This window comes from Draconibacterium mangrovi (assembly GCF_010586825.1).
Classification (GTDB): Bacteria; Bacteroidota; Bacteroidia; order Bacteroidales; family Prolixibacteraceae; genus Draconibacterium; species Draconibacterium mangrovi.
The window spans coordinates 15,332-28,611 of record NZ_JAAAGB010000008.1 but is presented as its reverse complement, the minus strand read 5'-3'; the positions used below and the strand labels follow the sequence as shown (position 1 = coordinate 28,611).

At 43.9% G+C, this 13,280-nt stretch carries 11 protein-coding genes; all 11 read left to right on the top strand.

Annotated elements, in window-relative coordinates; genetic code table 11:
* Positions 1 to 82 precede the first annotated feature (82 nt).
* The 11 genes from G4420_RS17815 (at position 83) to G4420_RS17765 (ending at position 13,263) form a co-directional block, all read left to right on the top strand.
* Positions 83 to 1,294: an outer membrane protein assembly factor BamB family protein gene (locus G4420_RS17815; RefSeq protein ID WP_163325301.1), complete on the top strand. Its 1,212-nt coding sequence runs from the start codon at positions 83 to 85 to the stop codon at positions 1,292 to 1,294.
* Between the two features lie 109 nt (positions 1,295 to 1,403).
* Positions 1,404 to 2,459, top strand: coding sequence for a sensor histidine kinase (locus tag G4420_RS17810; protein WP_163325300.1), 1,056 nt, complete (start codon positions 1,404 to 1,406; stop codon positions 2,457 to 2,459).
* The gene (locus tag G4420_RS17805; RefSeq protein WP_163325299.1) at positions 2,452 to 3,177 is read left to right on the top strand and encodes a LytR/AlgR family response regulator transcription factor; all 726 of its coding nucleotides are present in this window, start codon (positions 2,452 to 2,454) and stop codon (positions 3,175 to 3,177) included. The genes G4420_RS17810 and G4420_RS17805 overlap by 8 nt, the downstream gene beginning before the upstream one ends.
* 19 nt (positions 3,178 to 3,196) lie before the next feature.
* Positions 3,197 to 4,429 carry an outer membrane protein assembly factor BamB family protein gene (locus tag G4420_RS17800; protein ID WP_163325298.1) on the top strand — a complete coding sequence of 411 codons (1,233 nt, stop codon included), beginning with the start codon at positions 3,197 to 3,199 and terminating at the stop codon, positions 4,427 to 4,429.
* Positions 4,430 to 4,488: 59 nt separating this feature from the next.
* Positions 4,489 to 5,916 carry an outer membrane protein assembly factor BamB family protein gene (locus tag G4420_RS17795; protein ID WP_163325297.1) on the top strand — a complete coding sequence of 476 codons (1,428 nt, stop codon included), beginning with the start codon at positions 4,489 to 4,491 and terminating at the stop codon, positions 5,914 to 5,916.
* A gap of 26 nt (positions 5,917 to 5,942) precedes the next feature.
* Positions 5,943 to 6,917, top strand: coding sequence for an NHL repeat-containing protein (locus G4420_RS17790; RefSeq protein ID WP_163325296.1), 975 nt, complete (start codon positions 5,943 to 5,945; stop codon positions 6,915 to 6,917).
* A gap of 14 nt (positions 6,918 to 6,931) precedes the next feature.
* Positions 6,932 to 7,123, top strand: a complete 192-nt coding sequence (locus G4420_RS17785) for a hypothetical protein (RefSeq protein ID WP_163325295.1) — start codon at positions 6,932 to 6,934, stop codon at positions 7,121 to 7,123.
* Complete coding sequence (locus G4420_RS17780) at positions 7,113 to 7,691, top strand: 4Fe-4S dicluster domain-containing protein (protein WP_163325294.1); 579 nt, start codon at positions 7,113 to 7,115, stop codon at positions 7,689 to 7,691. The genes G4420_RS17785 and G4420_RS17780 overlap by 11 nt, the downstream gene beginning before the upstream one ends.
* A gap of 8 nt (positions 7,692 to 7,699) precedes the next feature.
* Complete coding sequence (locus G4420_RS17775; RefSeq protein WP_163325293.1) at positions 7,700 to 9,025, top strand: 4Fe-4S binding protein; 1,326 nt, start codon at positions 7,700 to 7,702, stop codon at positions 9,023 to 9,025.
* A 28-nt stretch (positions 9,026 to 9,053) separates the two neighbouring features.
* Entirely contained in the window at positions 9,054 to 10,901 is a 1,848-nt protein-coding gene (locus G4420_RS17770) for a PQQ-binding-like beta-propeller repeat protein (protein ID WP_163325292.1), read from the top strand.
* A gap of 19 nt (positions 10,902 to 10,920) precedes the next feature.
* Complete coding sequence (locus G4420_RS17765; RefSeq protein ID WP_163325291.1) at positions 10,921 to 13,263, top strand: NAD(P)H-dependent oxidoreductase subunit E; 2,343 nt, start codon at positions 10,921 to 10,923, stop codon at positions 13,261 to 13,263.
* Positions 13,264 to 13,280: the final 17 nt, after the last annotated feature.

Genomic DNA, 13,280 nt, shown 5'->3' with positions numbered 1-13,280 from the left:
AGATAGCTGATAAATTGCTGGTAAGCGTTGCTAATGTGGGGTTTTGGTTCTATTTTTAGGAGCAAAACTTAACGATAAAGTCATGATTAGAAAATGCTTATTTCTTGCTTCGGTACTGCTTTTTTCAGTAACAATTTTATTTGCCCAGGAACCTACGGTTTGGCGGGGCGAAAATAATGGCGTTTACCCGGAAACCGGTCTGTTAAAGGAGTGGCCGGCCGATGGTCCTGAAATATTATGGACCGCTGAGGGTTTGGGCGAAGGACATTCGTCGCCGGTTTTTGCCAACGATAAAATTTACCTGTCGACGATGATCGATGGCGAAGGTTTTATTTTCATTTTCTCGCAAAACGGTAAGGAGCTTAAGAAGATTTCTTACGGAAAAGAATTTACGGAAAGTTATCCCGGAACGCGTTCGTCGGTTGTGGTTGCAGGCGACTTAATGTATATGTATACCGGGTATGGCGATTTGGTTTGTATGGATGCCAATTCGGGGGCTAAAAAATGGACAAAAAACGCATTTACAGATTTCGATGGTGAAAATATTCGCTGGGGAGTTACCGAAACCGTTCTTATCGATGGCGACGTTTTGTATTTAACTCCGGGTGGAAAGAAAAATAATATGGTGGCCTTAAACCGTTTTACCGGCGACCTGATCTGGACATCAGCCGGAAAAGGAGAACTCTCAGCCTATTGTACTCCTCTTCTGATAAATCTTACGGCACGGAAACTTATCGTTACACACACTGCCGATCATATTATTGGTGTTGATGCTAAAACCGGGCAGTTGTTGTGGGATTACCCGCATAAAAACCAGTGGAGCGTTCATCCGAATACACCGCTTTTTTACAACGGCGATTTGTTTTGCTTTAGTGGCTATGGTAAAGGTGGTGTAAAACTCGATCTTAGCGACGATGGCAGCAGCGTAACAAAACAGTGGGAAAAACCGGAACTCGACAGCCGCATGGGAGGAATGGTTGTGGTTGATGGTTACATGTACGGATCGGGCGACAAAGGGCGCGAATGGCGCTGTGTGAACTGGGAAACAGGCGAGGAAAAATATGCATCGAAAGACATTGCAAAAGGTGTTACCATTTATGCCGACGGCATGTTGTATTGTTACAGCGAACGTGGCGAACTGGCCCTGGTTGAAGCTACACCCGAAAGTTTTAATATTGTAAGCCAAACAAAGGTTGAACTGGGAGCTGCACAACATTGGGCACACCCGGTAATTAACAACGGCCGTTTGTTTGTTCGCCATGGCGACGTACTAATTGCCTACAAAATAAAATAGATGGAGGAACTGAAAAAGGATGTTTGCAAAGTAAACATCCTTTTTTAGCCTTTATTTGTCGTATGTTTTTGATGGCCAATAGCTCAAAAAGTATATTTGAGAAAAAATCATGAACGAAAACCAACTACCAATATTTTTTCGCTACCGTTTTTTGTGGCACCTCTTGTTTTGGGTGGTTGTTTTTATTGGCTACTGGCTTACCTACGGCGGTTATCTTGAGCATTATCGTCAGGAATTTTTTATCGGTTTAACCTTATTGCCGGCCCGAATTATAGGAACATATACGCTTATATACGGTATTTTACCGTATGCCATTGAGAAGAAAAAATTTGTAACTTTTGGCGTTCTAACCCTGATTCATGCACCGCTTTTCGGATTTCTGATCTACATTTCGTACAAGATACCAAACTTGTATCCCGAAATGTTTGATTATTCAAAACTGCCACTTTTTTATGTGCCAAAAATCTTCAATAAAGTTATTTCCAATTATGGAATTCCGCTTTTGGCCGCATCAATAATCGTATTTAAAAAGTGGTACATCGACGAGCAAAAAAATAAAAAGCTGGCCGAAGAAAAGCTGGCCGCCGAACTGAATTTTCTGAAGTCGCAGGTTCATCCGCATTTTCTTTTTAATACACTAAATAACCTTTATGCGCTTACCTTGATCAAATCGGAAAAAACACCCGATATTGTGCTAAAATTGTCGGGTTTGCTCGATTATATGATCTACAAAAGCAACGACGATTTTGTGCCGTTAAAAGAAGAAATTAAGATTATTGAAAGCTATGTGGAGCTGGAAAGCATGCGTTACAATAATCGCCTCGATCTGAAATACAACATCGAAGGAGCTGTTGATCATCACCGGATTGCGCCGCTGATATTATTGCCATTTATTGAAAATGCATTTAAACATGGTGCCAGCAAAGACCGTAAAAACCCAAAGGTAGACATCGATATAGAGATTGACGAAAAATGCCTGACGTTGCAGGTGACAAATTCAATCCATCCTGAGAACGAAAAGGAAGAGAAGCTGAATGAAGGAATTGGGTTGAAAAATGTACGTCGGCGTTTGGAACTGCTTTATCCAAAATCGCATAAACTTACGATCGATAAGCAGGATACTAAATTTGAGATTAACCTAAAAGTGTGCTGGGCAAATGAATAAAACAAGGTGCATAATAGTTGATGACGAACCGCTTGCGATTGAAGTGTTAAAGTCGCATATCCAAAAGCTGGATTCGTTGGAAATTGTTGGAACCTGTGCCGATGCCATTGAGGCTTTCGATTTCTTAAAGTCGCACAAGGTAGACCTGGTTTTTCTTGATATCAATATGCCGGAAATGAAAGGGACTGACCTGGTGAAAACCCTGAAAAAACCGCCGGCCATTGTTTTTACAACTGCTTACCGCGAATATGCCATTGAAAGCTACGATCTGAATGTGCTGGACTACCTGTTGAAACCCATTTCGTTCGAGCGCTTTTTGCAGGCAGTGGAAAAATATACACAGCAAAATTTGTTGATTGAAGAGGTTTCGCTACATAAACACAACGGCGATTCGGAATACATTTATCTGCGCGAGAAAAATGTGATTCACAAAATTCCGGTTACCGAAATCCTTTATGTCGAAAGTTTTGGCGATTACCTGAAGTTGCATACGCCCGACCGGGAAATTAACAGCCGCTGCACGATGGCAGCACTCGAAAAAGCTTTGCCCGATAAGGGCTTTATCCGGGTGCACCGCTCGTTTTTAATTGCTGTTAGCCGGATAACCAGCTTTAGTCCGGTTATGGTTGCCATTGGCGATAAAGAGTTCCCGATAGGCACTCGGTACCGCGAAAAGACCTTTGAAAAACTCGATTATAATTCATTTTTGAACAAATAAAAACCATAAATAAAAAAACATGAAGATTGCACTAACACTTTTGATTACCGCATTTGCTTTTTCAATAAGCGCACAGGTTACCCAATGGCGCGGCCCAAACCGCGACGGGCATTTCCCCGAAACTGGTCTGCTAAAAGAATGGCCCGAGGATGGCCCTGAATTGTTGATGCAGGTGGAGAAAATAGGAAAAGGATATTCGTCTGCAATTCCCGAAGGTGATATGATTTACATTACGGGAATGATTGATACGCTCGATTACCTTACTGCGATAAATCCTGATGGTTCGTTTAAATGGCAGGTACCTTACGGGCGTTCATGGAATAAATCGTTTCCCGACACACGTAGTACACCGGTTGTTGAGGATAGTCGGATTTATGTTCAAAGTGGAACCGGACAGGTTTCATGTATCAACAAAGAAAACGGGGAAATCATTTGGGAAGTTAACGTTGACGAATATTTTCATGGAGAATACCATATTTGGGGAAATTCTGAAACCGTTCTGATTTACGACGATAAAGTAATTGTTTCGCCCGGAGGAAAAGAAACCAGCGTTGTGGCGTTAAATAAAATGACTGGCGAGAAAGTTTGGCAAACCAAGTCGCTTGGAGGCCCGAGAGCGTATGCGTCGGCAACTATTTACGAGTGGAATGGCTTCCGTTATATTCTGGCGGTAATCGGCACCGATCTTATGGCAATTGTTCCCGAAACTGGCGAGATAGCCTGGAGTTACAGGTATTGGAATTCTGATAAGTGGGATCAGAATGGATTGATTTGGACGAATACGCCTGTTTTTAAAGACAATACTATTTTCCTTACGATGGGTTACGATTACCCGGCTGTTATGCTTGAAATGGATTCAACAGGAACTTCAGTTAGCGAAAAATTTGTTGACCATACTTTTGATAATCATCATCATGGAGTGATTCTTCACGATGGATATTTGTATGGCTCGAACTGGTTCGACAACAAACGCGGACGCTGGATTTGCATGAACTGGGACACTGGTGAGATTAAATACGTAGCCGATTGGGACACAAAAGGCGCAATTGTTATGGCCGATGGACTTTTATTCTGCTACAACGAACGTGGAAATGTTGGCCTTGTAAAACCTGATCCTGACGGTTTTGAAGTAATAAGCCAGTTTAAAATTACCGAGGGAGCCGGACCACACTGGGCGCATCCGTTTATTGCAAATGGTAAGCTGTATATGCGCCATGGCGATGTGCTGATGGTGTATAATATTAAAGCTTAACCCCGCGTTAACTCAAGTTTGCAGCAAAACTATTATCTTTCTGTTTTTTACCTGAATTGATGACTAAAAGAACCATAAATATCATTCTGATCTCGATCGGTACCATTGGATTTATTTCTATTTTTTGGTGGTTAAATGCCGATCCTACAAAAGATTTTACCGTTAATCTTGAAGGTGCCGATAACAGGGGGAAAGGAGTGCCTCCGCAAGATGTAACTATTGGTGAGCATTTCGAACAACTGGCCTCTGATTACGAGGTGCTGGAAGAAACATGGACCAATTTTCGGGGTGCCGATTATGATAATATCTCAAAGTCGCCGGTAAAACTGGTGGAAAGTTTTGGGGCTGAAGGGCCAAAAATTCTTTGGTCGAAAACATTAGGAGAAGGACACTCAGGCGCTGCAATCTACAAAGGTTTGGCGTATGTGCTTGATTACGACGAAGAAGAGCGTGCCGATATTTTGCGCTGTTTTTCGGTGGTTACTGGAGAAGAGCTGTGGCGACGCGGTTACGATGTGGCCATAAAACGAAATCACGGCATGTCGCGAACAATTCCGGCAGTTACTGAAGACTACATTGTAACCATCGGGCCAAAGTGCCATGTTATGTGTCTCGACCGTGAAACCGGAGATTTCCGCTGGGGACTCGACGTAGTGAAAGAGTATCAGAATGAAATTCCTTTCTGGTATACCGGGCAGTGTCCGATAATCGACAATGGCGTTGCAATTATTGCCACCGGAGGAAGTAAAATGATGGTGGCTATTGATTGTGAAACCGGCGAGAAATTATGGGAAACGCTAAATCCGGAGGGCTGGAAAATGTCGCACTCATCAGTTGTACCTTTTACTTTTGGCGGACGAAAAATGTATGTGTACAGTGCCATCGGAGGTTTGCTTGGAGTGGCTGCCGACGGTCCTGATGCCGGGCAGATCTTGTGGGAAACATCGAAGTGGAACCACTCGGTTGTCGCACCTTCGCCGGTTTGTATGCCCGACGGAAAGATATTTATGACCGCGGGTTATGGTGCCGGAAGTATGATGGTTCAACTAACGGAAAGTAATGGCGCTTTCTCTGCTGAGCCGCTTTACGAATATGCACCAAAAGATGGACTGGCATGCGAGCAGCAAACACCGATTTTGTGGAATGGCTATTTGTTTGGTATCGTTCCGAAAGATGGAGGAGCCAACCGAAATCAGCTGATTTGTGTGAGTCCAAATGATACCAGGAATGCAGTGTGGACAAGTGGTAAGGAAACCCGTTTTGGACTTGGTCCGTATTTTATTGCCGACAATAAAATGTTTATTCTGAGCGACGACGGAACCCTGACTATTGCACGCCCAAGCACCGAAAAATACATTCAGTTGGAACAGGTTAAAGTAATTGAAGACGGGCACGATGCCTGGGCTCCTTTTGCACTGGCCGATGGTTATTTGTTGCTGCGCGATGCAAAAACAATGATCTGTATCGATTTGAATGTGAACGGATAGAAAAGCATTAATGCAAATATATAGTCATGAAGAATAAAGGAATTGTACTATTTCTGATTGTACTGGCGGTAGTAATCGTTGGCATAATGGTGGTTGACTGGTACTCGAAGCGCCCGGATAACATGGAGGCCAATAAATTTGAGTTCAGTGTTGATGAGTTTCGAAACGTTCCGGAGGAGTTGGTGAAGTACAAAGAAACCCGGAATTTTAACCTGGGCTTTGTTTTGGCTGAAGCGCTGGAAGTTGCCAATAATAAAATATATGCAGTTGGCGATCAGGAACTGAAGATCGTTGATTTTTCAGGGACGCTATTGGGCGAGGTTGGTTTTCTTGACGAACCTCACGGATTGGATGTGGTTGGTGATACCATTTATGTGGTTTTCGAGAAATTTGTGTGGATAGTTGATGAAACGGGCACTACCATTCACAAATGGGAAATTGAAGGAGAAGATACCTATTTAACTGCTGTGGCAGTTGATGGCGAGGATATTATGGTTGCCGATGCCGGCAACCGACGCGTTCTGCGTTTTAATCACCAGGGAGAAATTGTGAATGAGTTTGAAGGAAAAACCGATGACGATTTAGCACACGGTTTTATAATTCCCAGCCCGTATTTCGACGTTGATATAAATGCCTATGGCGATTTATGGGTGGCCAATCCGGGTATGCATACCATGGAAAATTACACTAAAGAAGGTCGTTTGCGCGAGTTTTGGAAAGCTTCAGGAAATCAAACCGAAAATTTTAGCGGATGTTGCAATCCTGCTCATTTTTGCTTTTTGCCCGATGGCAGTTTTGTTACCAGCGAAAAAGGTTTGGTTCGTGTGAAGATCTACAAAGCGTCCGGAGAATTCAGCGGAGTTGTAGCACCACCGGCAAAATTCGATGAAAAAATTGAAGGACAGGCACCCGATGTGGCTGTCGACGACGAAGGAAATATTTATGCGCTTGATTTCGACAGAAATGTATTGCGTGTATTTGAACCAAAAATTTCAGAATAGACAATTTTAAGGAGATGAAACGAAAAGAATTTATAAGAACAACAGGCCGACTTTTACTTCTCGGAGGAATTACTGCTTCTGCAGGTTATTTGTTCGTGAATAAAAAAGTGTCTGCTGCTTGTTCGGTTTCCCCAACTTGTGATAATTGTGGCAAATTTCAGAAATGCGATTTGCCACAGGCGAAGGAGGTAAAAGATGGAAAATAACAGCAAATCACAAAGCCGCCGGAAATTTATTCGTAACGGGGTGCGCGCCTCCTTGTTATTATCGTTGGGCGCGGTAAGTGTTTCGGCACTTCGTAAGGTAAGTGGCGATGATTATGTGTGGCAGATCGATCCGTTTAAATGTACGCAGTGCGGCCGATGTGCAACCGAGTGTGTATTAAATCCTTCAGCCGTAAAATGTCTGCACGCTTTTGATTTGTGTGGTTACTGCGACCTTTGCGGCGGTTACCTCAAACCCGATGCAAACGCGCAAAGTACAGCTGCCGAAAACCAGTTGTGCCCTACGGCAGCCATCGAACGTCGTTTTATCGAGGAACCCTATTTCGAATATCATATTAATGAGGATTTGTGCATTGGTTGTGCAAAATGTGTGGCCGGGTGTACTTCTTTCGGAAACGGTTCGATGCACCTGCAGATCATGCACCACATTTGTGTGAATTGCAACGAATGTTCCATCGCCAGGGTTTGCCCGTCCGACGCCATTAGCCGGGTAAAAGCCAGTGAAGCCTACAACGTAAAAGGCGATTTTACAAACAATTCTGAAGCCTGATATTTAAAATGAGAAATCAACTTAACCAAAATAAAAACCAAAATTGCTTCGGACTTCGAATTCCGGACATCAGACATAAGTTAAAGTACTTACTTTTTACTTTTGCCTTTTTCCTTTTCACTTTTAATTTGTCGGCCCAGAAACAAAGGTTCCCAAAACCTGAATTCGATACAGGTTATACGCAACCAACGCCGGTAACACCCGAACCACGGGCACTGGCAATGGAATATTTCGATGTGCTGGTTCTGCTGCTTGTTTTAGCGGCAGCAACTTATTTTGCCTTAAAAAGCCGCTCGCGACAAGGTATTTTGTGGCTTTCGGTCTTCACGCTTGTTTATTTCGGATTTTACCGGAACGGCTGTATTTGCAGCATCGGAGCCATACAAAATGTTACGCTCACCTTTTTCGATCCGGCGTATGCCATTTCGTTAACGGCCTTATTGTTTTTTGTTATTCCGCTTGTTGTTACGCTCTTTTTCGGGCGAACATTCTGTGCCGGTGCCTGTCCGTTGGGTGCCATTCAGGATTTAGTGGTGGTTAAACCAATAAGTTTGCCAAAGTGGTTAAATAAAACACTCGGGTTGATTCCGTATTTGTACCTGTCGCTGGCAGTGCTTTTTGCGGCTACCGGAACCGATTTTATCATTTGCCGCTACGATCCCTTCGTGGGTATTTTTCGTATGGATGCAAAATTCCTGATGATCGTTTTGGGTATTGCTTTCCTCTTAATGGGAATGTTTGTTGCCCGTCCGTATTGCCGTTTTTTATGTCCTTATGGCGTGCTGCTCAGCTGGATGTCGCGTTTTTCAAGCCGGCATCTAACTATCACACCATCAAAATGTATTCAGTGTAAATTATGCACACACTCGTGCCCGTTTGATGCTATTGATTTCCCAACCAATGAGAAAGAAGTGGTAAAATCAGGTCTGGGACCAAAACGCTTTATAACCTACGCTTTAGTAATTCCGTTGTGGATTGCGCTTGGGGTATTCGTGGGCGCAAAATCGCATACTTTCCTCTCGAAGGCAAATCAGGATGTATACCTGGCAGAATTGCTGATTGCACATCCTGAGTTGCGAAACGATCCTGATAATATTGATGTACAGACTTTCCTTGCCTCCGGAAAACCGATGGAGCAGCTGGTAAGTGAAGCCACTGCAATTCGTGAGAAATTTTACATCGGAAGTATGATTGCCGGAGGATTTATGGGATTGGTAATCGGGATGACTTTGTTGAATACAGTAGTGTTCCGTAAACGACAGGATTATGAACCGCACAAAGGAAATTGTTTCAGTTGCGCAAGGTGTGTAGATTATTGCCCTGTGGAAAAATAATGTTGAATAAAAAAGAAGAACCAAAATAATGAACAATCAGGATAAACTAAAACTCTCGCATAACATTGCTTTAATTACAGGTATTTTTTGTGCGGCTGTTGCACTGCTGCTTTTATTGAATTTTTGGCAGATCACAAAAACCGATCCCATTGAAAGTAAGGCTTTGGAAGCTTTGGTTCAACGGTTAAAAGACGATCGAAACAATGAGGAGTTGAAAGAGGAGATTCGCAATTTCGATTTACTGGCCCGTAAGGCCTATTTTAACAGCCAGTGGCAGGTTGAAACTGGTGCCTACATGTTGCTGTTTGGTGCCATTGTACTGGCATTTGTACTGCGGGTTTATTACGCTGCAAAAAGTAAAATTGAAGAGCCTGAGAAAGTATTGGAAAATGAAATTGCCAGCCGTATAATTGCTCAAAAGGGAATTGTAATTGTTGGCGCGGCAGTTATGGTTTTGGCACTTCTGGCTTCGTATCTTTCGGTGAACCAGCTAAAATCATACGATGCAAATGCTTTGGTAGCTGAAAACGAAACTACAGCAGATGAGGCAGTTGAGGTAATAAATGTAGCTCCGGAACAAACTGCTATCAACGAAGTTTCGGAAGAGGTAGCTGTAAACGAAACTACTGCTTCAGAAAATGTAACAGAGGTGCAATCTGAAGATGCTTCTCCAGAAACACCTGTCACGGAAACCAAACCGGCAGCTGCGTCATCAGGAATGACGCTTGCTGAACTTCAGAAAAATCATAACTCTTTCCGCGGGCCTTTGGCACAGGGAGTGATTATGCATAAAAATATTCCAACCGAATGGGACGGCGCTGGCGGAACAAATGTGGTATGGAAGGTTGAGGTACCAAAACACGGATTCAACTCGCCAATTATATGGGGTGACAAATTGTTTGTTGCAGGTGCTGATAACACCACCCGCGAAGTATATTGTTACAATCGAAACGATGGAAAATTGCTTTGGACCGGAGTTGCTGATAATATCTCAGGTTCACCGACTACACCTCCGCGTGTTACTGATGATACCGGTCTTGCTGCCCCAACTTTAACTACTGACGGGAAAGCCGTTTTTGCGATTTTTGCTACCGGCGATGTAATTGCCTTCGATATGAACGGCAAACGTTTGTGGGCACGGAATCTTGGTGTGCCGGATAACCACTATGGACATTCATCATCGTTGATTAGCTGGAACGGAAAGCTTCTCGTTCAATACGATACCAACCGGGGAGGAAAAGTGATGGCTCTGGATAATAAATCAGGAGAAACAGTGTGGGAAACACAGCGTAATTCGAAGATTTCATGGGCAAGTCCGGTATTGGCTGAAGTTGATGGTAAATATCAGTTGCTGTTAACTGCCGATCCGATTGTGGCCGGGTACGACGTTGAGACCGGAGAAGAACTTTGGTCGGTTGAATGTATGATGGGCGAAGTTGGTCCATCGGTTGGTTATGCCGATGGAATTGTGGTGGCTGCCAACGAATATGCACGAATGGTGGCGATTGATATTCGCACGCAGGAGGTACTTTGGGAAGACGATTTTTATCTGCCTGAAGCATCGAGTATTTTGGCGCACGACGGATTGGTATTTGTCGCGACCAGTTATGGCGTTTTTGTTTGCTACGACCTTAAAGAGGGAGAATTGCTTTGGGAGGATGATTTTGGTTCGCCGGTCTACTCATCGCCTGTTTTTGCCGATGGAAAGGTCTACCTTATGGACAACGACGGAGTAATGCGTATCTACGAATTTTCAAGGGAATTGAAAAAAGTTGGCGAAAACGAATTGGGTGAAATGTCTGGCCCTACACCGGCTTTCGCCGATGGACGAATTTATATAAGAGGAGAGAACGACTTGTTTTGCATTGGGAAGTAGGACATTTGAGGAGGAATAAATGACAGAAGACAATAAATACATCGATCAGCTCATTCAGGAAAAAGGTGTAACAAAAAAGAGCCTGATTCCGATTCTGCAGGCTATCCAGAAGGAGTACAACTATTTGCCTGAGGAAATTTTGAGAATGGTGGCTGAAAAAACCGAGATCAGCCTGGCTGAAATTATTGGCGTGGCCAGTTTTTACTCACAGTTTCGTTTGCAACCCGTTGGCGAGCACATGATAAAAGTGTGCGTGGGAACGGCATGTCACGTAAAAGGTGCAGGGCAGGTTTACGATGCTTTTCGTCGTGAACTGAAGCTGACAGACGGGCAGGATACCGAGGAATCAGGAAAATATACATTGGAGCAAGTAGCTTGTTTGGGCTGTTGTACGCTGGCACCGGTAGTTCAGATTGATGAAACTACCTATGGTCACGTGGCATCCGATCAGGTTGGTCAGCTAATAGCAGATTTTGAAAGTCTGAAAGGAACTAAAAACTCCAAGAAAGCCCGAAAAACTGATGGTTCCGAAATTCAGGGTGAGATTCGGATTGGGCTTGGATCATGTTGTGTGGCCAGTGGAAGTAAGGAGATCCAAGAGGAAGTGGAGCACGTAGTAAACGAAAGTGGGCTGCGTGTTAATCTAAAACATGTGGGCTGTGTGGGAATGTGCCACCAGGTGCCTTTGGTGGAGGTGGTTCCAAATGAAGGAGAGCCTACACTTTACGCCAAAGTAAAACCCGAAGACGTAAAAAATATCGTAGAAAGTCATTTTCAGGCGCCTGGCTTGTTTGCCCGTTTGAAAAATAAATTGATACACACGGTTGAAGAGATTCAAACCGATCGTAACTGGGATGGAATTGAGCGCTACGAAATTAGTATGCGCGAGAAACCGGTAGCTTCATTTTTAGGGAAACAGGTGCCAATTGCTACCGAATACCGTGGAATTATCAATCCGCTGGATATTAATGAATACCTGAGTCGTGGTGGTTTTTCAGCCCTGGAAAAGGTATTGAATAAGATGGCTCCGAAAGAAGTGATCCGCGAAGTGAAAGACAGTGGAGTAAGAGGCCGTGGTGGAGCCGGATTCCCAACTGGTATAAAATGGGAGCTGGTAGCTAAACAGGAGAATCCTGAAAAATATATTATTTGTAACGGCGATGAGGGCGATCCCGGAGCATTTATGGATCGTATGTTGCTAGAGTCGTATCCATATCGCGTAATTGAGGGGATGATCATTGCGGCCTATGCAACGGGCATTCATAAGGGGTATTTTTATATCCGTGCCGAATATCCGCTGGCGGTGAAACGAATTCGGGAGGCCTTAACAATTTGTAAGGCTAAAAACTACCTGGGAGAAAATATACTGGGAAGTGGTTTTGATCTCGATTTGCAGATTTACGAAGGTGCCGGCGCTTTTGTTTGTGGCGAGGAAAGTGCACTTATCGCTTCTATCGAGGGAAATAGGGGCTTTCCGAGAATGCGTCCGCCGTTTCCGGCAGAGAGCGGTTTGTGGGGAAAACCAACCCTGGTGAACAACACCGAAACACTGGCCCAGATTTCATATATCCTACGTGAGGGAGCAGAAGGATTTTCAAAAATCGGATTAGGCAAAAGTACCGGAACAAAGGTTTTTGCCCTTGCCGGGAAGGTGGCCCGTGGCGGACTAATTGAAGTGCCAATGGGAACCACTATAAAGCAGGTTATTGAAGAAATTGGTGGTGGAATTGCCAATGGACGTAAGTTTAAAGCGGTGCAGATTGGTGGCCCGTCGGGTGGTTGTATTCCGGCTGAACATTCTGATACGCCAATTGATTTTGAATCGTTGGGAGAAATGGGAGCCATGATGGGATCTGGTGGTCTTGTTGTTCTTGATGACACCGATTGTATGGTGGATATTGCACGTTATTTTCTTTCATTCACCCAGGAAGAATCGTGTGGAAAATGTACATTCTGCCGCATTGGGACAAAACGGATGCTCGACATTCTTGATGGTATTGTGAGTGGAAAAGGGAAAAAAGGCGACATTGAAGAGTTGGAGCATCTGGCCGATTGGACAAAAAAAGGAAGCCTTTGCGGATTGGGAAGATCGGCGCCAAATCCGGTGTTAAGTACATTGAGGCATTTCAGGGAGGAATATGAAGCACACATCAATGGAACGTGCCCGACCGGAAAATGTGCTGAATTGATTACTTATTCGGTAAACGACGAGTGCATCGGATGTACCAAGTGTGTTCAAAAATGTCCGGTTGATGCGATTCCTTTTACGCCGCACGAAAAACATTCCATTGATACGGAATTGTGTATAAAATGTGATGCGTGCCGGGCGGCTTGTCCGGTTGATGCCATTGATGTGAAATAATCCAGTATCAAGAAACG

Excerpts from the sequence above, each read along its gene's own strand:
- G4420_RS17785 (WP_163325295.1), top strand. The coding sequence starts at position 6,932 with ATGAAACGAAAAGAATTTATAAGAACAACAGGCCGACTTTTACTTCTC.
- G4420_RS17780 (WP_163325294.1), top strand. The coding sequence starts at position 7,113 with ATGGAAAATAACAGCAAATCACAAAGCCGCCGGAAATTTATTCGTAAC.
- G4420_RS17795 (WP_163325297.1), top strand. The coding sequence starts at position 4,489 with ATGACTAAAAGAACCATAAATATCATTCTGATCTCGATCGGTACCATT.
- G4420_RS17775 (WP_163325293.1), top strand. The coding sequence starts at position 7,700 with ATGAGAAATCAACTTAACCAAAATAAAAACCAAAATTGCTTCGGACTT.
- G4420_RS17805 (WP_163325299.1), top strand. The coding sequence starts at position 2,452 with ATGAATAAAACAAGGTGCATAATAGTTGATGACGAACCGCTTGCGATT.
- G4420_RS17810 (WP_163325300.1), top strand. The coding sequence starts at position 1,404 with ATGAACGAAAACCAACTACCAATATTTTTTCGCTACCGTTTTTTGTGG.
- G4420_RS17765 (WP_163325291.1), top strand. The coding sequence starts at position 10,921 with ATGACAGAAGACAATAAATACATCGATCAGCTCATTCAGGAAAAAGGT.
- G4420_RS17800 (WP_163325298.1), top strand. The coding sequence starts at position 3,197 with ATGAAGATTGCACTAACACTTTTGATTACCGCATTTGCTTTTTCAATA.
- G4420_RS17815 (WP_163325301.1), top strand. The coding sequence starts at position 83 with ATGATTAGAAAATGCTTATTTCTTGCTTCGGTACTGCTTTTTTCAGTA.
- G4420_RS17770 (WP_163325292.1), top strand. The coding sequence starts at position 9,054 with ATGAACAATCAGGATAAACTAAAACTCTCGCATAACATTGCTTTAATT.
- G4420_RS17790 (WP_163325296.1), top strand. The coding sequence starts at position 5,943 with ATGAAGAATAAAGGAATTGTACTATTTCTGATTGTACTGGCGGTAGTA.